Genomic DNA, 20,462 nt, shown 5'->3' on the forward strand with positions numbered 1-20,462 from the left:
CTACACGGTCGTCACCGCCGAGGTCGACACCAGCGCCCCTGCGCTCCGCGGCGCCAGCACCTCCGTGCCGTCAGGCGACCCCGAGACGCTGCGGATGCCGAAGGACGTGCCGACGGTGGTGCGGCAGACCGCCGACAGCTGGACCGGCGCGGCCCGCACGCCGTACGGCAAGGCGCTCGCCATCCAGAACCACCTCCGCAGCGGCACGTTCCTCTACGACGAGCAGACACCGGCGCAGAACGGCTACGACGGTGACGGCCTCGGCGTGATCGCGAAGTTCCTGCAGGTGAAGGCCGGGTACTGCGTGCACTTCGCGTCGACGATGGCGGTCATGGCCCGCCTCGAAGGCATCCCGTCCCGGGTGGTCGTCGGCTACCAGCCGGGGGAGCGCACCATCGTCGACAGCACCGCGACCTACTCCGTCTCGAGCGACGACCTGCACGCGTGGCCCGAGCTGTACTTCGACGCGATCGGGTGGGTGCGGTTCGAGCCGACACCCGGGCGGGGAACGGTGCCGACCTACGCGCCGGTGCCGCAGCAGTCCGCCGAGGCGAGCCTCGACCCGAAGCAGCGCGGCAGCGCCGCGCCGACCGTCGCCCCGACCGCGGCGGCCTCGGGTGTGAACGGCGGCCACCGCAGCGACCCGGCCTCCGTGGTCCTCCCGGTGCTCCGCGGCGTCGGCATCGGCGCCGGCGTGGTCGTCCTGCTCCTGCTGCCCGCGCTGCTCCGCGTGCTGCTGCGGCGCCGCCGCTTCGCCCGGCTGAGACGGGCAGGGCCCGCCGAGGTCGGCTGGCGCGAGATCCTCGACACCGGTGCCGATCTCGGGCTGCCGCCGCCGAAGGGGCTGAGCCCGCGCGGCGCCGAGCAGGCGCTGCAGCGCGACCTCGCGCCGCGCGCCGCGCCCGCCCTCGCCCGGGTGCGCGGCGCCTACGAGCGCACCTCGTACGGCACCAGCACCGCGACCGTGGCGCCCGAGGACGTCGACGCCGTGATCGAGGGCTTCCGCGACCGCGCGTCGCTGCCGGCCAGGGTTCGGGCCGCGCTCGCGCCGCGGTCGCTGCTGCTGCGCACACGGCCTGCCGCGCGGCGTCCGCGGGCACGTAGGATCGGCTCGTCGCGACTGGCGTTCAGGTGGACCAAACCACCGGGGAGCGACTGAGACGGACCTGCCGCACGCCTGGGCCGGCCACGAACCGCACGCACCCGTGCGCCGAATCCCGTCCGAACCCGGAGCGCCTCGCGCTCGAACCCTAGGAGCCAGGTCATGACCGACGTCGCCGTCCGCCCCTCCACCTTCGCCGACCCGCTGAGCCAGGTCGATCCCGAGATCGCCGCCGTGCTCGGGCAGGAGCTCGACCGCCAGCGCACGACCCTCGAGATGATCGCGAGCGAGAACTTCGTGCCGCGCGCCGTGCTCGAGGCCACCGGCAGCGTGCTCACGAACAAGTACGCCGAGGGCTACCCCGGGCGCCGCTACTACGGCGGGTGCGAGTTCGTCGACGTCGCCGAGCAGCTCGCCATCGACCGGGCCAAGTCGCTCTTCGGCGCCGGCTACGCCAACGTGCAGCCGCACTCGGGCGCGACCGCGAACGCCGCGGTGCTCGCCGCGCTCGCGAACGCCGGCGACACGATCCTCGGGCTCGAGCTGGCGCACGGCGGCCACCTCACGCACGGCATGAAGCTGAACTTCTCGGGCAAGCTCTACAAGGCGGTCGCCTACGGCGTCGACCCGCAGACGTTCCGCATCGACATGGACCGCGTGCGCGACGCCGCCCTCGAGCACCGGCCCGCCGTGCTCATCGCCGGCTGGAGCGCCTACCCCCGGCAGCTCGACTTCGCCGCCTTCCGGGCGATCGCGGACGAGGTCGGCGCGAAGCTCTGGGTCGACATGGCGCACTTCGCGGGCCTCGTCGCCGCGGGGCTGCACCCGTCGCCGATCCCGTACGCCGACGTGGTCTCGACCACCGTGCACAAGACGCTCGGCGGTCCCCGCTCCGGTCTGCTGCTCGCCCGCGACGACGAGTACGCGAAGAAGCTGAACTCCGCGGTGTTCCCCGGTCAGCAGGGCGGCCCGCTCATGCACGTGATCGCCGCGAAGGCCGTGGCCCTGAAGATCGCCGCCTCCGACGAGTTCGCGGAGCGCCAGCGCCGCACCGTCGAGGGCGCGAAGCTGCTCGCCGAGCGGCTCACGGCGCCCGACGCCCGCGCGGCCGGCGTCGACGTGCTCACCGGCGGCACCGACGTGCACCTCGTGCTCGCCGACCTGCGCGACTCCGAGATCGACGGTCGCGCTGCCGAGGACCTGCTGCACGAGGCCGGCATCACCGTGAACCGCAACGCCGTGCCGTTCGACCCGCGGCCCCCGATGACCACCTCGGGTGTCCGGATCGGCACCGCCGCGCTCGCCACCCGCGGCTTCGCGGCGCCCGAGTTCCGGCAGGTGGCCGACCTCATCGCGCAGGCGCTCACGCCGGGCGCCGACGTCGCCGCGCTGCGCGAGCAGGTCGCGGCGCTCGCCGGCCGGTTCCCGCTCTACGAGGGCCTCGAGGACTGGTGACGCAGGAGGCGCCGGTCCCGCCCGCGGGAAGCGGCGGGGCCGGCGCCCGGCTGCTCGACGGCGTCGCCACCGCCGCGGCGGTGAAGCGGGAGCTCGCCGTCCGGGTCGCCGCGCTGCGCGCCGCGGGGATCGCCCCGGGGCTCGGCACGCTGCTCGTCGGCGACGACCCCGGCTCCCGCGCCTACGTGGCCGGCAAGCATCGCGACTGCGCGGAGGTCGGTGTCGACTCGTACCGGATCGACCTCCCCGGCACCGCCACCGAGGCGGAGGTGCTCGCCGCCGTCGACCTGCTGAACGCGGACGCCGGCATCACCGGGTTCCTCGTGCAGCTGCCGCTGCCCCCGTGGATCGACGCGCGCCGCGTGCTCGAGGCCGTGGACCCCGCGAAGGACGCCGACGGCCTGCACCCGCTGAACCTCGGTCGCCTCGTGCTCGCGGTCGACGGGCCGCCGCCCGGCCCGGTGCCGTGCACGCCCGCCGGCCTCCTCGAGCTCCTCGTGCGCGGCGGCGTCGCCGTGGCCGGACGCCGTGTCGTCGTGCTCGGCCGCGGCCTCACGGTCGGCCGGCCGCTCGGGCTGCTGCTCACGCGCCGGGGGATCGACGCGACGGTCGTGCTCGCCCACTCGCGCACCCCGGACCTCGCCTCGGTGGCCCGGGAGGCCGACGTGCTCGTGGCCGCGACCGGTGTGCCGTGGCTCGTCGAGGCCGACTGGGTCCGACCGGGCGCCACGGTGCTCGACGTGGGCGCCGCGCGCGTCATCGATCCCGTGGGGGGACGCCCGCGCCTGCTCGGCGACGTGCATCCGGACGTCGCCGCCGTCGCCGGGGTCCTCTCGCCGAACCCCGGCGGTGTCGGGCCGATGACCCGCGCGATGCTCGTCGCGAACGTCGTGTCAGCCGCGGAGCGGGCGCTCGGGGAGCCTTCCTAGGCTGACGGGATGGGCATCCCGGCGACCGGCGAGCAGCACGTCCTCACCCTTCCGAACGCCGGGGGCGAGGTGACGGCGACGGTCACCGAGCTGGGCGCCAGCCTCCGTCGTCTGGTGGTGGGCGGCACCCCGATCGTGCAGGACTACACGAGCGACGGCATCCCGTCGCAGGCGTCGGGCGTGACGCTCGTGCCGTGGCCGAACCGCGTGGCCGGCGGTCGCTGGACGCTCGACGGGGAGCCGCAGCAGCTCGACCTCACCGAGCCCAAGGCGGGCAACGCGATCCACGGGCTGCTCCGCAACGCCGGCTACCGGGTGACCGACCGCTCGGAGTCGGCCATCACCCTCGCGGCGCGCGTCTTCCCGCAGCACGGCTACCCCTTCCTCCTCGACGTCTCCGTGCGCTTCGAGCTCGTGGAGGACGGCATCGCGGTCACCCACGGCGTGCACAACACGGGTGACAGCCGGGCGCCGGTCGGCATCGGTGTGCACCCCTACCTGCGGGTCGGCGACACACCGATGCGCGACCTCTCCGTGCAGGTGCTCGCCGACACCGTCTTCGAGACCGACGGTGGCATCCCGACGGGGACGCGCCCCGTCGACGGCACCGCCGAGGACCTGCGATCGGGACGCCCGCTCGCGGACGCCGACCTCGACACCCCCTTCACCGATCTCGCGCTCGTCGACGGCCGCGTGCGGCACCGCGTCGTCGCGCCCGACGGCCGCGCCGTCGAGCTGCACGCCGACCCGGGGTTCGCCTTCGCACAGGTGTTCACGAGCCGCATCTACGAGACCGACGAGGGCCGCATCGACGCCGTCGCGATCGAGCCGATGACGTGTGCGCCCGACGCGCTCAACAACGGCCGCGGGCTCACCTGGCTCGAGCCGGGGGAGCAGCTCGTCGTCTCGTGGGGCATCCGGCTGCTGCCCGCGACCTGATCAGAACCGGCGGTACGCCCGCGGCCGACGGGAGCGACGGTCGAGCACCTCGACGAGCGCCCGCCAGCCGACGAGGAGCGCCGCGAGCACGAACGTGGCGACGACGAGGAACGGCACCGGGACGCCCTGACCGGTGACCGCCCGCAGCAGCAGGCCGACGACGACGGTGCCGAGCCAGACCGGCACGCCCGTGCGGCCCATCGCGATCGGCGCCCGCCAGGCGCGCGCGACGGCCCAGCCGACGGCGAGCCCGACGAGGAACGGCCACGCGGTGCCCAGCAGCTCGCCGGCCGACATCGCCTCGCGGTGGCTCTCGCGACCGATGCCGACGAAGACGAGCACGAGGACCAGGTCGGCGAGGGCGGCGCCGGCGATCCGGATACGGGGGTCCACGCTCCGATCCTCGCAGGGGCTGCGGACGGTCAGGGGCGCTCGCGCACGTGCGACCGGGCCCGGACCGCGAGGTCCGGGTGGTCGGCGAAGACCGCGTCGACGCCGGTGGAGAGCAGCGCGGTCCAGGCCGAGCGCCAGTCGCCGGTGGCGACGGCGTCGGTCCCGCGCCGGTAGCGGTGCGGCAGGAAGCGGTTCTCCGGTCGGAGCGTCCAGGTCCACACCTCGAGGCCCGCCTCGTGCGCGCGGCGGACGAGCGCGTCGGTGACGAGCGGGATGGGCACGCTCACGCCGCGGAACGCGGTCAGCGGGCGGAGGTCGGCGAGCTCGTCGGCGTAGGTGCGACGGACCGGGCCGTGCTCGTCCGCCGCCGCGCCGTGGTCGTCGAGCAGGTAGACGAGCGGCCAGGCGACGCCGCGGGCCGCGAGGTCCGCGAGCGCCGACTTCTCGAAGCTCTCGACGACGATCCGCGGTGACGCCGGGACTCCGGCGAGCTCACCCAGCACGAGCTCCGGCAGGGGCAGGCCGAGCGCCGCCGAGAAGGCCGGCTCCTTCAGCTCGACGACGAGCAGCGATCCGGCCTTCGCGACGAGCGCGGCGACGTCGGCGAGCCGCAGCACCGCCGATTCGCCGTCGTGCGCCGCGCTGCGCGGACGGAGCGCGGGCATGCGCTCCCGGGCGCGCAGGGTCGCGAGCTCCGCCCAGTCGAAGTCCTCCGCGAACCAGCCCACGGCGGGCACGCCGTCGAGGAGGCCCTCTCGCCGCCGGTCCGCGAACTCGGGTCGCGCAGCGATGTCCGTCGACGCCGACAGCTCGCGCTCGTGCCGCACGACGGGTACGCCGTCCCGGGAGGCGACCACGTCGACCTCGACGCCGTCCGCGCCCTGTGCGAGCGCGAGCTCGAGCGCCGGGGACGTGAGCTCCGGCAGGTATCCGCAGGCGCCGCGGTGCCCGAGCACGAGGGGCCGAGTCACGGCAGGGTCGCCGGGGTCAGTCGAACCGGCGCCAGCGGTCGTCCCGGGCTCGCCGCCGCGCGCGGGGGCGGCGGCCCATCTCCTCGACGAGAAGCGGGACGCCCTCGTCCTCCACGGGCGGCGGGGTGTGCTTCGGGTCCACGCGTCAAGCGTGGTGCACCCATGTGTCGTCTCCGCGTCGCTCGTGTGAACGCCGGGAGAACCCTCAGCCGGCGAGCCGGGTGGGCTCGGCGGTCTCGAGGTGCGCGTCGGCGACGGTCGTGGTGATGCACCGCAGCAGCGCGACGAGGTCCGCGATGTCGCCGGGGCACGCGTCGCCGGCCGCGATCGGCTCGAAGGCCTCGACGAAGCGCGCGTAGAGGTCCGTCATGATCTCCTCGCCCCGCGGCTGCAGGGCGACGACGAGGCTGCGACGGTCGTGCGGATGCGGGCGGCGCGCCACGAGCGCGGCGGCCTCGAGCCGGTCGAGCACGGCGGTGGTGGCGCTCGTCGTGAGGCCGAGGACCGCCGCGAGCTGCTTCGGGGTGACCGGATCGTCGGACTGCGAGACGGTGACGAGCGCGTCGAACTCGGCGAGCGTGATGCGGGCGCTCATGGCGACCCGCTGGCGCAGCCGCCGGAACTCGAAGTCGAGCGTGCGGACCGAGTCGGCGAGCGAGCGGACGAGCTCGTTCCTCACCGGCACCGTGTCGAACAGCATGCGGGCATCCCTTCCCCCAAAGGCCTGCATCGTGCGGGTCCACGTTAGGGAGCGGAGACACGCCCTCGTGCCCCCAGTTCACGGGCGTTTGCGCGCGAAACGGATTGCCGGAGAGCCGGAATGCTCGATCGTCGAACTACCTTCGGCCCACCGATCAGGGATGCCCGACGCTCGGGCCCGTCATCTTGGAGAAGCTCATGCCGCAGCTCACGAAGAGCCCAGCACTCCGCCGGCTGCGGTTCGCACCGGTCGTCGTCGCCGGCGGCGCGCTCGCCGCCGCCCTCCTCGCCGCATCGACCACGGGCACCTTGTCCGGGTTCGTCGCGTCGATCCAGAACAGCACGAACACCGCCGCGAGCGGTGTGCTGACCATGCAGGAGACCACGAACGGGAACGCGACGCCGGTGTGCACGAGCACGGACGCGACCACCGTGTCGACGAACTCGGCGACCTGCACCACGCTCGACGGGTTCAGCGGGAACCTGCAGTTCGTCCCGGGAAAGATCGTGACGACGACCGTCACCATCAAGAACACGGGCACGGTGCCTGCGAACTCGTTCACCCTCACCCCCGGTGCCTGCGTGCAGAGCGCCAACGGAGCGGTGAACGGCAGCGCCACCGACCTCTGCGCGCACATGTTCATCACGATCGCGCTGCAGGGCGGCTCGACCGTGTACGGATCGTCGACGACCTCGCTGACCACCTATGGCGGCACCGGCGCGCTCGGACTCGGCACCCTCGCTGCCAACACCTCGAACACCTACGTCATCACCGTGCAGATGGACAACAGCTGGACCGGTACCGCCGCGAACGCCTACCAGGGCCTCAAGGCCACGGTGCCCCTGACCTGGACGTTCAACAGCTGATCCGCCCCCTTCTCGGGAGGAGGGGCCCGCGCCCCTCCTCCCGCTCCCGCTCCGGCTGAGAGGACACCGGTGACCGCGACCACGCTCGCTCTCGCGGCGGTGCGGCACGCCCGCGCCGTTCCGCGCAGCGTGGTCGCGCTCCGGGTCCTCGCGGTCGTGGTGCTCGCGCTGGTCGCGGCCGGCGGCACCTTCCGGCTGCTCGGCGGCCAGTGGTACGTCGTCGAGACCCCCTCGATGGGCACCACGGCGCCGGTCGGCTCGCTCGTCTTCGACGTGCCGGTGCGGGCCGCGGTCGCGGTGGGCGACATCGTCTCCTTCCACCCGCCGACGGCGCCGAAGGAGCTCTACACGCACCGCATCGTCGCGATCGCGCCGGCGGGCGCGATCACGACCCGTGGCGACATCAACGGCGCTCCGGACGGCTGGCAGCTGCGGACGAGCGACATCGTGGGCCGCGTCACGGTGATCCTCCCCGGCATCGGTTGGGGCCTCCGCGCGCTGCCGATCATCGTCCCGGGTGCGCTTCTGGCCTGGTTCATCGGCGGCCTGCTCCGCTCAGCGGCCGCCCGGCGCGCGACCCGGCTGCTCGGCGGCAGCCTCGCCGTCGGGCTCGCCGCGGCGTGGCTGCACCCCTTCACCGGGATGGTGCTGCTCTCGACGGGCGTCACCGATCGGATCGCCACGGCGACGGTGGTCGCCACCGGCCTGCTGCCCATCCGGGTCAGCGGGGGAGGACGATCCGTCGACCTCACGCCGGGGCAGGTCGGACGCCTCCACATCCCGGTCGACACCGCGTCGGCCGGGCACTTCGCGCTGCAGTCCGCCCTGCACCTCCCGGTCGTCGGCTGGGCCGGGGTCGCGCTCGCCTGCGCGGCGCCGCTGCTGCTCGCCTGCGCGGTGCTGATCCGGCCGCCGAAGGCGGACCGGGAGGCGGCGTGAGACGGGGGCGCGCGCCGCTCTACGCGCTCGCCGCGGGCGCCGTCGTCGCCGCCGCCCTCGCGCTCACCACACCGGGCACGACGGGCGGGTTCGTCGCGAAGGTGACGAACAGCACGAACACCGCCGGCACCGCGCCGTACTTCACGTGCGCCGGGGCCACGACGGCGGACGGCTCCGCGTCCGGCTCCTTCGTGTGGGCGCTGAACGAGTCCACGGGAACGAGCGCCGCCGACGGGTCGGGCCACAGCCTCGCCGGGACGTACGGCGCCACCATCACCTCGAGCGCGACGGGCGCGCCGTGCGCCCGCGACACGGGCGGCGCCCTGCAGGTGTCGACGACCGGCACCGCGGGCAACTACGTGTACTCGGCGCTGTCGAGCGTGAGCGCGCTGCCGTTCAGTGAGGAGATCTGGTTCAAGGCGGCGGCCAGCACGACGAACGGTGGTCAGCTGCTCGGGATCGGTGACAGCTACCAGTCCGCGAGCAACAAGCTCTCGACATCCACGGCCCTCGACCGCGTGCTCTACCTGAACGCCACCGGCTACCTCGTCTTCGGCGCGAGGACCAGCTCGAGCAGCGCGACGCTGACGTCCCAGACGAAGCTCAACGACGGCGTCTGGCACCACGTCGTCGTCACCGTGTCGAGCAGCACGACGACCGTCTACATCGACGGCGCCGCGGCCACGATGACGTTGAGCGGCACGATGCCGGTCTCGACCACGCTGGTGGCCAGGTCCTCGCAGTACTGGCGCGTCGGTTACGACGACGACTCCGGCTGGACCGGAGGGACGAAGAACTACTTCACCGGCAGCGTCCGATTCGCAGCGTTCTACAACAGCACCGTGCTCACCTCGACCCAGGTGCAGAGCCACTGGATCGCGGGCAGCTGACCCCGGCTGGGCATGTCGCGGGGTCCGGTGGGATGCTGGAGCCTTCCGACTCAAAGGATGCTCCATGCCGCCGATCGTGCTCGAGAGCCTGCTGACCGCCATGTGGCTCGTGTTCCTGCTGATCCTGCTCGTGGTCCTGCTCGTCGTGGTGATCGTGCTCGTGCGCCTGATGCTCGTCGCCACCGTGGCGCTGCAGGTGTGGGCGGAGTCGCACGGCGCCGAGGAGCGCCACTACTGGTGGCCCGTCCGGCAGCGGCCGCGCGCGCCGCGCGAGCCGCGCGCGCCGCGGACCCCGCACGAGGGCTCCGCGCCGCGTCGCGCACCGGAGCCGGTGGCGTCGCTGCGTCCGGCGCCGACCCGCTCGGCCGACCCCGCCCGTCCCGAGCCGGTGCGTGAGCGCCCCGCCGAGCCCGCACCCGCCCGTGCGGCCGAGCCCGTCCGCGGCGCGGAGCCGCCGACGAGGCGGATGACCGCCGCGCCGTCGCCGCGACCCGAGGCGGGGCAGCCCGAGCCCGGTGAGCCGCACCGCGCGCCGCGCGCGTCGAACCTGTTCGGCCGCGCCGAGCGCCCGGTCGAGACGCCCTCCCAGCCGCCGGTCGAGGAGCGCCGTCGCCGTGACGAGCGGCGTCCGGTCCAGGAGGAGTCCGACGTCGACCGCCAGGCGGCGATGGACCGGCTGTTCGCCCCGCTGTCCGAGTCGGACCAGACCGAGCCCATCCAGGCGGCCCGCCTGCGCCGCCCGACGCGCCCCGCGCCGCCGGAGGGCTAGGTCCGCGTTCCGGCGGATCGGGCAGCGGCGCGTCGACCGGCGGCGGGCCGGATCCGGTCGCCCGCCGAGGGTGACATCAGGGCGCCCTCGACGACCGCGCCGAGCGTGAGGAGCGCGAGCACGAGGAACGCGATCCGGTAGGGGAGCAGATCCCCGGCGCCCGGCACGGCCTGCCCGAGCCGCAGCGCGACGGCCGCCACCGAGACGCCGAGCCCCGCCGCGAGCTGCTGCACGGTCGAGGACAGCGTGTTCGCGTGCACGAGCTCCGCGCGCTCGACGTCGGCGAACGCGATCGTGTTGTAGGCGGTGAAGCCGATCGACCTGGCCGCGCCACCCGCGACGAGCAGCAGCACGAGCAGCACCACCGGCACGTCCGGGCCGACGACGGCGAGCAGCGCGATCGACGCGGCGACCCCGGCCGACGACCAGAGCACCACCGGTTTGAAGCCGAACCGCGCCAGCACGGGCGTCGTGACCGGCTTGATGGCGAGGTTGCCGACGAACAGCCAGAGCACGGTCGCGCCGGCCTGCACCGCGCTCCAGCCGAAGCCGAGCTGCAGCAGCAGCGGCACGAGGAACGGCACGCCGTTCACGGCGAGGCGGAACAGGCTGCCGCCGGCGTGCGTCACCCGGAACGTCTCGACCCGCAGGATGCGCAGGTCGAAGAGGGGCGCGGAGGACCGCAGCAGGGAGACGGTCGCGGCGACGGCGAGCACGACGCCCGCGCCCGCCGCGACGAGGGCGGCGGGTACGTCCACATCCGTACCGGCGAGCAGGGAGCCGAGCACGGTGACGGCCGCGATCGCGCCTGCGGTCAGCAGCAGGCCCCGCACGTCGAGGCGGCCGCGGTCCTCGCCGCGCTCCGCCGGCACGAGCGCGAGCGCGGCGATCACGACGACGACGCCGAACGGCAGGTTGATCAGGAAGATCCACCGCCACGACGCGACCGTGACGAGCAGGCCGCCGAGCAGCGGCGCCACCACGGGAGCGGCGAGCGCCGGCCAGGTGAGCCACGCGATCGCGGAGACGACGTGCCGGCGCTCGGTGACCGCGAGCACGGCGAGGCGTCCGACCGGCACCATCAGGGCTCCGCCGGCGCCCTGCAGCACCCGAAGCACGAGGAGCACCGGGAGCGAGGGCGCAGCCGCGCATCCGGCGGAGGCGACGGTGAAGACGACCACGGCGGCGACGAACACGCTCCGGGCGCCGAACCGGGTGGGCAGCCAGCCGGAGAGCGGGATGAGGACCGCGACGGTGAGCAGGTAGGCGGTGATCGCCGCGCCCACCTGGACGGCCGGCACCCCCAGGTCGCGACCCATCGCGGGCGCCGCCGTCGACAGGATCGTGCCGTCGAGGTTCTCCATGAAGAACGCCGCCGCGACGAGCAGCGGCAGCGCCCATCGGGGCCGGGCGCGGAGGGTGTCAGGCAACCGTCCCATCCTCCCACCCGCGACCGTCAGGGCGTCAGGGCGTCAGGGCGTCTGGGCGCCGTGCGCGTCGACGAACACCGAGTAGAGCGACCGGCCGCCCGTGATGAACAGGCGGTTCTTCTTGCGGCCGCCGAACGTGAGGTTCGCGGTGTTCTCCGGCAGGTGGATCCGGCCGAGCAGCACGCCGTCGGGGTCGAAGCAGTGCACGCCGTCGTAGTCCGCGCCGCCGCCGAACGCGGCGGTCCAGAGGTTGCCGGCGCGGTCGATGCGCATGCCGTCCGAGGTGCCGGCGCCCATGTCGATGTGGCGGCGGCCGTTCTCGGGTCGTCCGTCGACCATGTCGTAGACCCGGATGTCCTTGTCGACGACGTAGAGCAGGCGCTCGTCGGGGGAGAAGGCGAGGCCGTTCGGGCGGTCCATGTCGCGCACCACCGGCTCGAGCGCGAGCGTGTCCGGGTCGATCCGGTACACGTACCGCGGCAGCTCGTGCTCCCCCTTGTCGCCCTCGTAGTCGCCGTCGCTGCCGTAGCCCGGATCGGTGAACCAGATCCCGCCGTCCGCGGCGACCACCACGTCGTTCGGCGCGTTCAGCCGCCTGCCCTCGAAGCGGTCGGCGAGCACCGTGATCGTGCCGTCGTGCTCGGTGCGGGTGACGCGGCGGGTGCGGTGCTCGCAGGTGACGAGCCGGCCCTGCCGGTCACGGGTGTTGCCGTTGCTGTGCTCCGACGGCTGCCGGAACACGGTGACCTGCCCGGTCTCCTCGCTCCAGCGGAGCATCCGGTCGTTCGGGATGTCGGAGAACAGCAGGTAACGACCGTCACCGAACCAGACCGGGCCCTCGAGCCACCTGCCGCCGGTCCAGAGCCGCTCGACGACCTCCTGCCAGACGATGAGCGACCGGAAGCGCTCGTCGACGACCTCGATGGCGGGGTCGGGGAACCGGACGATGGTGCGATCGCGCTCCCAGGCGGTGGCGCCGCTGCTCTCCTGCATGCGGCGATCCTCGCAGGATGCGGGACGGGACGGTCAGGACGGCGAGGGGGTCCCCGCCGGCCGAGGCGGGATCCTGCCGGCGATCCGCTCGCTCGGATCCGCAGCCGATTCCCCCGCCCTTCATAGCCGGGTTATGGGTTCGCGGTGCACAGTGACCCCTGTGAAGCAGACCGATCGCCTCCCCGCGGCCCTCGCGCTCGGTGTGCTGGCGGTCTCGGGCGCCGCGCTCGCGTGGGTGGTCGCCTCCGTGGTCGCGCCGCTCGGCTGAGCGTCCCGAAGGTGGGGGAGCGGCCCGCCGCGCCGCGCCCGTAGCGTCGTCCCGGGGAGGAGCGGGACGCCTGTCCGGAAGGGGCAGGCCGTGCGCCGACTCGCTCTCGCGGCAGTGCTCACCGCCTCCGTCCTGGCGGCCGGCCCCGCGGTGGCCGCGCCGGCCTCCGCGGCGACGCCCGCCGTGCGCTCCGTGGTCGCGGTGCTCGCCGATCCCTATCTGACGGACCCCGTGCAGGTCGAGGTGATCGCGCTCGACGCGGCCGGCGACCCGGTGCCGTTCTCCGCCGCCGTCACCCTGCGGACGTGGGGCACGCAGGCCACGGTCCCCGTCTCGAGCACGACCGGCTCGCTGATCGTGCCGGTGCCGACCTCGACGCTGTCCGGCGGCTCGGCCGTGCTCACCGTCGTCGCGCGCGGTGGCGGCGGCAGCGCCTCGACCACGCAGCGGGGCTTCGTCGTGCTGCCGCCGAGCTTCGCGGTGCAGGGGTTCGGCTGCACGGTGCTGGCGAGCGGCGGCGGGAACGTGCCCTGGGCCGTCAGCGTGCTGAACGGCACGCCCGTCGCCCACCCCGGCTGGACCCCGAACTCGTGGGACTTCCCGGCGTACGTGGGGGCCGTGCACCCGCTGACCATGCGCGACTCCGCGCAGCGCCCCCTCGCCACGACGGGCACGATGACGGTGTCCTCCGGCCGCACGACGGTCGCCACGGTCCCGCTGCCGCGGCTCGTGCGGCGCATGCTGTTCTCCGTGCACTGGAACGCCCTCGTGAACGGCCGCTTCCGGCCGGGCACCTACACCGCCCGGCTCACGATGAAGGACGCGGTCGGCCGCACCACCACCGCGGTGCGGCAGATCCACCTCGACCGCTCGGGCACCCTGCCCTGTGCCTGACGGGGCGCCCGCGGCCGGCCGGCCGCTGCCGCTCGTGCTCACGGGCCTCGTCGGCGGGCTGCTGTCGGGGCTCTTCGGCGTCGGTGGCGGCGTGCTCATGGTGCCGCTGCTCACGCTCTGGGCCCGCCTCGGCCAGCGGCGGGCGGTCGCGACGTCGCTCGCAGCGCTCGTGCTCTCGTCCGCAGCGGGCTGCCTCAGCTATCTCGCGCGCGGCGCCGTCGACGTGCCGGCGGCCGCCGCGCTGATCGTCGGCTCGGTCGTCGGCGCGGTGATCGGCAGCGCGCTGCTGCGCAGGCTGCCGGTCCCGGTGCTGCGCTGGGCGTTCCTCGCGCTGCTCGTGGCGGTCGCCGTCCGGCTGCTGCTCGCCGTGCCCGTCGGACGTCCCGCGCCGCTCACCCCGCTGCTGCTCGTCGTGCTCGTCGCGGTCGGCCTGGCCGTCGGCATCGCCTCCGGCCTGTTCGGGGTGGGCGGTGGCGTGCTCATCGTGCCGGCGCTCGGCCTGCTGTTCGGCCTGCCCGAGCTCGTCGCGAAGGGCACCTCGCTGCTCGTCATCGTGCCCGCCGGGTTCACCGGCACGCTCCGCAACCGCCGGGCGGGTCTCGTCGACCTGCGCGCCGCAGCGCTCGTGGGTGCGCCCGCGGCCGTCGCGTCCATCGGCGGCTCCGCGCTCGCGTTCCTGCTGCCCGCGAGCCTCTCCCGGGTGCTCTTCGCGATCCTGCTGCTCGCCGTCAGTGCGCAGCTGGCGGTCCGCGCCGTCCGGGCGTCGCGCCGGCGCTGACCGTTCGGCCCGGATCCGCTGGGAGCCCGGACGACGTCCAGGGGACCCGAGGACGCTCGAGGCACGAGCCGGGACGTCCGGTCGGAGGAAGGGGCCGCCATGCAGGCGATGGTCTACCGGGGGCCGTTCAAGATCCGCGTCGAGGAGAAGGACGTGCCGCGGATCGAGCATCCGAACGACGCGATCATCCGAGTCGCGCTCGCCGCGATCTGCGGGTCCGACCTGCACCTGTACCACGGGATGATGCCCGACACGCGGATCGGGACGACGTTCGGGCACGAGTTCATCGGCGTCGTGCACGAGGTGGGGTCGTCGGTGCAGCACCTGAAGGTCGGCGACCGGGTGATGGTGCCGTTCAACGTGTACTGCGGGTCCTGCTACTTCTGCGCGCGGGGCCTCTACTCGAACTGCCACAACGTGAACCCGAACGCGACGGCGGTCGGCGGCATCTACGGCTACTCGCACACCACGGGCGGCTACGACGGCGGCCAGGCGGAGTACGTGCGCGTGCCGTTCGCCGACGTCGGGCCGACGATCATCCCCGACTGGATGGCCGATGAGGACGCGGTGCTGCTCACCGACGCCGTGGCCACGGGCTACTTCGGGGCCGAGCTGGGCGGCATCCGCGAGGGCGACACCGTCGTGGTGTTCGGCGCCGGACCGGTCGGCCTCGTCGCGGCGCGCTCCGCGTGGCTCATGGGGGCCGGCCGCGTGATCGTGGTCGACCACCTCGACTACCGGCTCGAGAAGGCGCGTGAGTTCGCCTACGCCGAGACGCTCAACTTCACGCAGGTGGACGACGTCGTCGTGTTCATGAAGCAGACGACGGACTACCTCGGCGCCGACGTCGCGATCGACGCGGTCGGCGCCGAGGCGGACGGCGACCTCGTGCAGACGCTCACGAGCTCGAAGCTGAAGATGCAGGGCGGGTCCCCGACCGCGCTGAACTGGGCGATCGACTCGGTGCGCAAGGGCGGCACGGTCGGCGTGGCCGGTGCCTACGGCCCGGTCTTCAGCGCGGTGAAGTTCGGCGACGCGATGAACAAGGGGCTCACGCTCCGCATGAACCAGACCCCGGTGAAGCGGGAGTGGCCGCGGCTCTTCGAGCACGTGCGCAACGGCTACCTCGTGCCGCACGAGATCGTGACGCACCGCGTGCCGCTGTCGGAGATCCCCGAGGCGTACCACCTGTTCTCCGCCAAGCTCGACAACTGCATCAAGGTGCTCGTCGAGCCGGCAGCCGCCTGAAGGAGGCCGAGATGACCGAGGTGCACCGCCCCTATGTGGCGGACAAGCCGGCGCAGCGTGAGACGAACGAGCAGCTCCGGGCGCGGATCCCGGGCTGGGGCGTCGACCTCGACCCGCAGGACCGGCCGGGCTACCCGCGGGAGCAGCCCGGCATCGAGACCGGTGCCCACTGGGAGCTGCCCGAGCGTCAGGAGGAGACGTATCCGCGCGAGCGCTCCATCGAGCACGGCATGCTGCCGCCGGTGTTCGGCACGGTCGCGCCGCTGCACGGGGTCTCCGGAGCGATCAAGCGGTACGCGTACGCGCGGTACAGCGAGGGGCGGCTCGCGCACTGGCTGCTGCTCATCGTGGGCGACCGCGTCGAGGCGTTCGGGGCGCACGTGCGCTCGTTCGCGACGCTGCATCCCGATCTGCCGGTGAAGGTCGGCGCCGTGGTCGCTGCCGAGGTGCACGGCGAGGGCCTGCGCTCGCGGTTCGGGCAGCGGCGCTCCGACGTGAAGCACCAGTGGCTCGACCCCGTCGTGGTCCTCGCGCCGTGGGTCGTCTCCGGCTGGGTCGGCTACCGGCTCACGAAGGCGGTGCTGGGGCGCCGCTGAGGCGATCGGCTCGGGCTCCCGTATGCCGTCGGGACATCTGCAGGCGTTCGAACCCATACCGATGTCCCGGCGGCGGACAGGTGTCCTGGTCGCGCGCCGGGGCTCGGGACGTGCCGCGCGCGTAACACTGCCCGATGTCGGGGAGAGCCAGGGCAGGCTTGGCCCGTGCCCGATGCGCTGCCCGTCCTCGACCTCTCCCGACTCGACCGCGGCGACGCCGAGGCCGCCGCGTTCCGAACGGACCTGCGGCGCGCCGCGCACGAGGTCGGCTTCTTCGAGCTCGTCGGCCACGGTGTGCCGGACGGACTGATCGACGAGATCCTCGGCCTCTCGCGCCGCTTCTTCGCGCTGCCCGAGCAGGACAAGCTCGCGATCGAGAACAGGCGCAGCCCGCAGTTCCGCGGCTACACGCGCGTGGGCGGCGAGCGCACTCACGGCGACGTCGACTGGCGGGAGCAGATCGACATCGCGCCGGAGCGGCCGACCGTCGACCCGGGCGAGGACGTCCCGGACTACCTGCGGCTCGAGGGGCCGAACCTCTGGCCGGATGCGCTGCCCGAGCTCCGGCCGGTCGTCGAGCGCTGGCAGGCGGAGCTCGGCCGCGTCGCCCTGCGGCTCCTCCGGGCCTGGTCCGAGGCGCTCGGTGCGCCCGCCGACGCCTTCGACGAGGCGTTCGCGACCCGGCCGTTCACCCTGCTGAAGATCGTGCGGTACCCCGGGGCGACGGCTGACGACCGCACGCAGGGCGTCGGCGCGCACCGCGACGGCGGCGTGCTCACCCTCCTGCTCGTCGAACCGGGCAAGGCGGGGCTCCAGGTCGAGCATGCGGGGGAGTGGATCGACGTCGTCCCCCGGCCCGGTGCGTTCGTCGTGAACATCGGCGAGATGCTCGAGCTCGCCACGGGCGGCTACCTCCGCGCCACCCTGCACCGGGTCGTCGCTCCGGCCGCCGGTACCGACCGGATCTCGGTGCCGTTCTTCTTCAACCCGGCGCTCGACACCCGGATGCCCCGCATCCCGCTCGCGCCCGAGCTGGCCGCCGAGGCGCGGGGGCTGTCCGCCGACCCGACGCACAGCCCGATCCTCGACGTCTACGGCGACAACGCGCTGCGCTACCGGCTCCGCGCGCACCCCGACGTCGCCGCGATCCACCATCCCGACCTGGTGGCGCGGAAGCAGGGGAGTGCGGGTTAGGCTCGGCTCGTGCTGCTGCGCGGACGCTGTCGCGGGACCTGAGCCCACCGTCCGCCGCCGTCCCGATCGAGGAAGTCATGCAGTACGCCGAGTCCGTCCTGGACCTGATCGGCAACACGCCGCTCGTCAAGCTGAACGCCGTCGCCGCCGGGCTGCGCCCCACCGTGCTGGCGAAGATCGAGTACTTCAACCCCGGCGGCTCCGCGAAGGACCGTGTCGCGCTCCGCATGATCGAGGCCGCCGAGCGGGACGGGCGGCTGCGGCCGGGCGGCACGATCGTCGAGCCCACGAGCGGCAACACCGGTGTCGGCCTCGCGCTCGTGGCGCAGCAGCGCGGCTACCGCTGCGTGTTCGTCGTGCCCGACAAGGTCGGCGAGGAGAAGCGGCAGGTGCTGCGCGCCTACGGCGCCGAGGTCGTCGTCACGCCGACGGCGGTGCCGCCCGACTCCCCGGACTCGTACTACAGCGTCTCGGACCGGCTCGTCCAGGAGATCCCCGGCGCCTTCAAGCCCGACCAGTACTCGAACCCGAACGGCCCCCGCAGCCACTACGAGACCACCGGTCCCGAGATCTGGCGCGACACCGACGGCCGCATCACCCATTTCGTCACCGGTGTCGGCACCGGCGGCACCATCTCCGGCACGGGCCGGTACCTGCGCGAGGTGTCCGACGGGCGGGTGCGCATCGTGGGGGTCGACCCGGAGGGTTCCGTCTACTCCGGCGGCACGGGGCGCCCCTACCTCGTCGAGGGCGTGGGCGAGGACTTCTGGCCCGAGGCCTACGACCGGCAGGTGGCGCACGAGGTGCTGCCGGTGTCCGACGCCGACGCGTTCCGCATGACGCTCCGCCTCGCCCGCGAGGAGGGCCTGCTCGTCGGCGGCTCGAGCGGGATGGCCGTCGTCGGTGCGGTCCGCCTCGCGGAGCGGCTGGGCCCGGACGACGTCGTGGTCGTGCTGCTGCCGGATTCCGGCCGCGGCTACCTCGGCAAGATCTTCGACCCGGCGTGGATGCGCGTGCACGGCTTCGAGGAGCTCACCGAGGAGGCGAACGTCGACCAGGTGCTCCGCGCGAAGCGCCGCGCGGCCCGCGCACCGCTGCCGGAGCTCCTCGGCGTCCCGCCGACCGCCACCGTCCGTGAGGCGATCGAGGCGATGCGCCGGCACGAGGTGTCGCAGCTGCTGGTGCTCACCGCCGAGCCGCCCGTCGCGATCGGCGAGGTGCTCGGCACCCTCGACGAGCGCCGCCTCCTCGACCACCTGTTCTCGGACGGCGGCGGGGCCGACGACGAGGTCGGCCCGCTCGCGGGGCCGCGACCGCCGCTCGTCGGCGCCGCCGAGCCCGTCGCCGACGCCCGCGCGGCGCTCCGCGACGCGGACGCCCTGCTCGTCACCCTCGGTGGCCGGGCCGTCGGGCTGCTCACGCGGTCCGACCTGCTCGACGTCGCCGTCGCCTGAACGGAAGGAACCCCCGATGGAGGACCAGCACCGCTTCGCCACCCGCGCCGTGCACGCCGGGCAGGCGCCCGATGCCACCACCGGCGCCATCACGCCGCCGATCTTCCAGACCTCCACGTTCGTGCAGGACGGGATCGGCGGACTCCGGAACGGGTTCGAGTACGGCCGCAGCGGCAACCCGACCCGGATCGCGCTCGAGGAGCAGGTCGCCGCGCTCGAGGGCGGCGTCGACGCGGTCGCGTTCGCGTCGGGGCTCGCCGCGGAGGACGGCCTGCTCCGGGCCGTGCTGAAGCCGGGCGACCGGGTCGTGCTCGGCAACGACGCGTACGGCGGCACCTACCGGCTGCTGAAGCGCATCCACGAGCCCGCCGGCGTCGAGCTCGACGCGGTCGACCTGAGCGACCCGGACGAGGTCGAGCGGGCGTTCGCCCGGCCGGTGCGGCTGCTCTGGGTCGAGACCCCCACGAACCCGCTGATGCGCATCGTCGACATCGCGGCGGTGGCTGCGGTGGCCCACGACCACGGCGCGCTCGTCGTCGTCGACAACACGTTCGCGTCGCCCGCGCTGCAGCAGCCGCTCGCGCAGGGCGCCGACGTCGTCGTGCACTCCGCGACGAAGTACCTCGGCGGCCACTCCGACCTGCTCGCCGGCGTCGTCGTGCTCCGCGAGCCGGAGCTCGCCGAGCGGGTGCGCTTCCTGCAGTTCGCCGCGGGCGCCGTGCTCGCGCCCTTCGAGGCGTGGCTGCTCACCCGCGGCATCAAGACGCTACCGCTGCGGATGCGGCAGCACTCCGAGAACGCCGCCGCGATCGCCCGGACGCTCGCCGAGCACCCCGCGGTGACGCAGGTGCACTACCCGGGCCTGCCCGGTTCGCCGGGGCACGACGTCGCGGCGCGGCAGATGAGCGCGTTCGGCGGCATGCTCTCGGTACGGCTCGCCGGCGGCGAGGCCGCGGCCCGCGCCCTCGCCGAGAGCACCCGCGTCTTCGCCCTCGCGGAGTCGCTGGGCGGCGTCGAGTCGCTGATCGGCTACCCGAGCGCGATGACGCACGCGTCCGTGCGCGGTACGCCGCTCGCGGTGCCCGAGGACCTCGTGCGGCTCTCCGTCGGCATCGAGGACGTCGCCGATCTGCAGCAGGACCTCGCGGACGCGCTGGCGCGAGTCGGCGCAGGCAGACCGGTCGCGATCGGCTGACACCACCTCGCGGAACGACGAAGCGGCGCGCCCCCAAGGGGTCGCGCCGCTTCGCGGTTCGTGCTGAGGCTCTACTGCAGGGGCTGGATGTTCGCCGCCTGCGGGCCCTTCTGGCCCTGCGTCACCTCGTAGGAGACGCGCTGGTTCTCCTCGAGGGTGCGGTAGCCGCGGGTCTGGATCGCGCTGTGGTGAGCGAACACGTCGGGGCCGCCCTCGTCGGGGGCGATGAAACCGAACCCCTTCTCGGCGTTGAACCACTTGACGGTGCCGTTCGGCATCGGGGACTCCTTCTGGTCGGGCGCCGCGGGATGCGGCTTCGAGTACTGCTGAACCGCCCGCCTCACGATCCGGGGTCCCGGACCGTGCCAACCGAATGCTCAACACGACTTGCGCGACCAGGGTACAGATCTCGTCCGCTCCCGGCGACCGCCGGATCCGGTGGCCCACCGGGTAGCGTCA

Annotated in this window: 23 protein-coding genes and 1 riboswitch; of the genes, 14 read left to right on the forward strand and 9 right to left on the reverse strand. The window is 74.0% G+C overall.

Translation table 11 applies throughout. The features are described from left to right. Together QDR37_RS08565 and QDR37_RS08570 are read right to left on the reverse strand one after the other, a co-directional pair. Positions 1 to 183, reverse strand: a complete 183-nt coding sequence (locus QDR37_RS08565; RefSeq protein WP_279713204.1) for a hypothetical protein — start codon at positions 181 to 183, stop codon at positions 1 to 3. Between the two features lie 744 nt (positions 184 to 927). Then, on the reverse strand, positions 928 to 1,071 hold the full coding sequence (locus tag QDR37_RS08570; RefSeq protein ID WP_279713205.1) for a hypothetical protein: 144 nt from the start codon (positions 1,069 to 1,071) through the stop codon (positions 928 to 930). A 35-nt stretch (positions 1,072 to 1,106) separates the two neighbouring features. Continuing rightward, a riboswitch (ZMP/ZTP riboswitch) is annotated at positions 1,107 to 1,190 on the forward strand. Positions 1,191 to 1,264: 74 nt separating this feature from the next. Between QDR37_RS08570 and glyA the strand changes: the two genes are divergently transcribed. The 3 genes from glyA to QDR37_RS08585 are packed head-to-tail and all read left to right on the forward strand — an operon-like array spanning position 1,265 to position 4,425. After that, complete coding sequence (gene glyA / locus QDR37_RS08575; RefSeq protein WP_279713206.1) at positions 1,265 to 2,557, forward strand: serine hydroxymethyltransferase; 1,293 nt, start codon at positions 1,265 to 1,267, stop codon at positions 2,555 to 2,557. Positions 2,558 to 2,607: 50 nt separating this feature from the next. Then, positions 2,608 to 3,486, forward strand: coding sequence for a tetrahydrofolate dehydrogenase/cyclohydrolase catalytic domain-containing protein (locus QDR37_RS08580; RefSeq protein ID WP_279713596.1), 879 nt, complete (start codon positions 2,608 to 2,610; stop codon positions 3,484 to 3,486). Between the two features lie 9 nt (positions 3,487 to 3,495). Next, entirely contained in the window at positions 3,496 to 4,425 is a 930-nt protein-coding gene (locus QDR37_RS08585) for an aldose 1-epimerase family protein (protein ID WP_279713207.1), read from the forward strand. Here QDR37_RS08585 and QDR37_RS08590 read toward each other — a convergent pair whose 3' ends face one another. The 4 genes from QDR37_RS08590 to QDR37_RS08605 all read right to left on the reverse strand — a co-directional run bounded on the left by QDR37_RS08590 (position 4,426) and on the right by QDR37_RS08605 (position 6,489). Beyond that, positions 4,426 to 4,818, reverse strand: coding sequence for a DUF3054 domain-containing protein (locus tag QDR37_RS08590; protein ID WP_279713208.1), 393 nt, complete (start codon positions 4,816 to 4,818; stop codon positions 4,426 to 4,428). Between the two features lie 29 nt (positions 4,819 to 4,847). Next, positions 4,848 to 5,789, reverse strand: coding sequence for a glycerophosphodiester phosphodiesterase family protein (locus QDR37_RS08595; RefSeq protein WP_279713209.1), 942 nt, complete (start codon positions 5,787 to 5,789; stop codon positions 4,848 to 4,850). A gap of 16 nt (positions 5,790 to 5,805) precedes the next feature. After that, on the reverse strand, positions 5,806 to 5,931 hold the full coding sequence (locus tag QDR37_RS08600; RefSeq protein WP_279713210.1) for a hypothetical protein: 126 nt from the start codon (positions 5,929 to 5,931) through the stop codon (positions 5,806 to 5,808). A gap of 63 nt (positions 5,932 to 5,994) precedes the next feature. Further along, on the reverse strand, positions 5,995 to 6,489 hold the full coding sequence (locus tag QDR37_RS08605; RefSeq protein WP_279713211.1) for a MarR family transcriptional regulator: 495 nt from the start codon (positions 6,487 to 6,489) through the stop codon (positions 5,995 to 5,997). A 197-nt stretch (positions 6,490 to 6,686) separates the two neighbouring features. On the opposite strand from QDR37_RS08605, the gene QDR37_RS08610 reads away from it, so the two are divergent. The 4 genes from QDR37_RS08610 (at position 6,687) to QDR37_RS08625 (ending at position 9,953) form a co-directional block, all read left to right on the forward strand. Beyond that, positions 6,687 to 7,355: a hypothetical protein gene (locus QDR37_RS08610; protein ID WP_279713212.1), complete on the forward strand. Its 669-nt coding sequence runs from the start codon at positions 6,687 to 6,689 to the stop codon at positions 7,353 to 7,355. 69 nt (positions 7,356 to 7,424) lie between these two features. Then, positions 7,425 to 8,294 carry a S26 family signal peptidase gene (locus tag QDR37_RS08615; protein WP_279713213.1) on the forward strand — a complete coding sequence of 290 codons (870 nt, stop codon included), beginning with the start codon at positions 7,425 to 7,427 and terminating at the stop codon, positions 8,292 to 8,294. Then, on the forward strand, positions 8,291 to 9,184 hold the full coding sequence (locus QDR37_RS08620; RefSeq protein WP_279713214.1) for a LamG-like jellyroll fold domain-containing protein: 894 nt from the start codon (positions 8,291 to 8,293) through the stop codon (positions 9,182 to 9,184). Before QDR37_RS08615 ends, QDR37_RS08620 begins: the two co-directional genes overlap by 4 nt. Positions 9,185 to 9,248: 64 nt before the next feature. Then, entirely contained in the window at positions 9,249 to 9,953 is a 705-nt protein-coding gene (locus tag QDR37_RS08625) for a hypothetical protein (RefSeq protein WP_279713215.1), read from the forward strand. Here QDR37_RS08625 and QDR37_RS08630 read toward each other — a convergent pair. Both QDR37_RS08630 and QDR37_RS08635 read right to left on the reverse strand, forming a co-directional pair. Next, positions 9,950 to 11,383, reverse strand: a complete 1,434-nt coding sequence (locus QDR37_RS08630) for an MFS transporter (protein ID WP_279713216.1) — start codon at positions 11,381 to 11,383, stop codon at positions 9,950 to 9,952. The two genes, QDR37_RS08625 and QDR37_RS08630, sit on opposite strands and share 4 nt — an antisense overlap. Positions 11,384 to 11,425: 42 nt before the next feature. Further along, positions 11,426 to 12,376 carry an SMP-30/gluconolactonase/LRE family protein gene (locus QDR37_RS08635; RefSeq protein ID WP_279713217.1) on the reverse strand — a complete coding sequence of 317 codons (951 nt, stop codon included), beginning with the start codon at positions 12,374 to 12,376 and terminating at the stop codon, positions 11,426 to 11,428. A 358-nt stretch (positions 12,377 to 12,734) separates the two neighbouring features. On the opposite strand from QDR37_RS08635, the gene QDR37_RS08640 reads away from it, so the two are divergent. From QDR37_RS08640 to QDR37_RS08670, 7 genes are all read left to right on the forward strand, one after another. Further along, complete coding sequence (locus QDR37_RS08640; RefSeq protein ID WP_279713218.1) at positions 12,735 to 13,538, forward strand: hypothetical protein; 804 nt, start codon at positions 12,735 to 12,737, stop codon at positions 13,536 to 13,538. After that, positions 13,531 to 14,316 (forward strand): sulfite exporter TauE/SafE family protein, encoded by a 786-nt coding sequence (locus tag QDR37_RS08645; RefSeq protein ID WP_279713219.1) that lies wholly within the window; start codon positions 13,531 to 13,533, stop codon positions 14,314 to 14,316. Before QDR37_RS08640 ends, QDR37_RS08645 begins: the two co-directional genes overlap by 8 nt. Positions 14,317 to 14,415: 99 nt before the next feature. Beyond that, the gene (locus QDR37_RS08650) at positions 14,416 to 15,564 is read left to right on the forward strand and encodes a glutathione-dependent formaldehyde dehydrogenase (RefSeq protein ID WP_279713221.1); all 1,149 of its coding nucleotides are present in this window, start codon (positions 14,416 to 14,418) and stop codon (positions 15,562 to 15,564) included. 11 nt (positions 15,565 to 15,575) lie between these two features. Further along, positions 15,576 to 16,160, forward strand: coding sequence for a hypothetical protein (locus tag QDR37_RS08655; RefSeq protein ID WP_279713222.1), 585 nt, complete (start codon positions 15,576 to 15,578; stop codon positions 16,158 to 16,160). A 165-nt stretch (positions 16,161 to 16,325) separates the two neighbouring features. Beyond that, positions 16,326 to 17,354, forward strand: a complete 1,029-nt coding sequence (locus tag QDR37_RS08660; RefSeq protein ID WP_279713223.1) for a 2-oxoglutarate and iron-dependent oxygenase domain-containing protein — start codon at positions 16,326 to 16,328, stop codon at positions 17,352 to 17,354. 77 nt (positions 17,355 to 17,431) lie between these two features. Further along, positions 17,432 to 18,808 carry a cystathionine beta-synthase gene (locus tag QDR37_RS08665; protein ID WP_279713224.1) on the forward strand — a complete coding sequence of 459 codons (1,377 nt, stop codon included), beginning with the start codon at positions 17,432 to 17,434 and terminating at the stop codon, positions 18,806 to 18,808. Positions 18,809 to 18,824: 16 nt separating this feature from the next. Next, complete coding sequence (locus QDR37_RS08670; RefSeq protein WP_279713225.1) at positions 18,825 to 20,003, forward strand: cystathionine gamma-synthase; 1,179 nt, start codon at positions 18,825 to 18,827, stop codon at positions 20,001 to 20,003. A 71-nt stretch (positions 20,004 to 20,074) separates the two neighbouring features. Here the strand turns inward: QDR37_RS08670 and QDR37_RS08675 are convergent, their stop codons facing one another. Further along, positions 20,075 to 20,281 (reverse strand): cold-shock protein, encoded by a 207-nt coding sequence (locus tag QDR37_RS08675; protein WP_279713226.1) that lies wholly within the window; start codon positions 20,279 to 20,281, stop codon positions 20,075 to 20,077. Between the last annotated feature and the right edge of the window lie 181 nt (positions 20,282 to 20,462).

The organism is Amnibacterium sp. CER49 (assembly GCF_029846255.1).
Taxonomy (GTDB): Bacteria; Actinomycetota; Actinomycetes; order Actinomycetales; family Microbacteriaceae; genus Amnibacterium.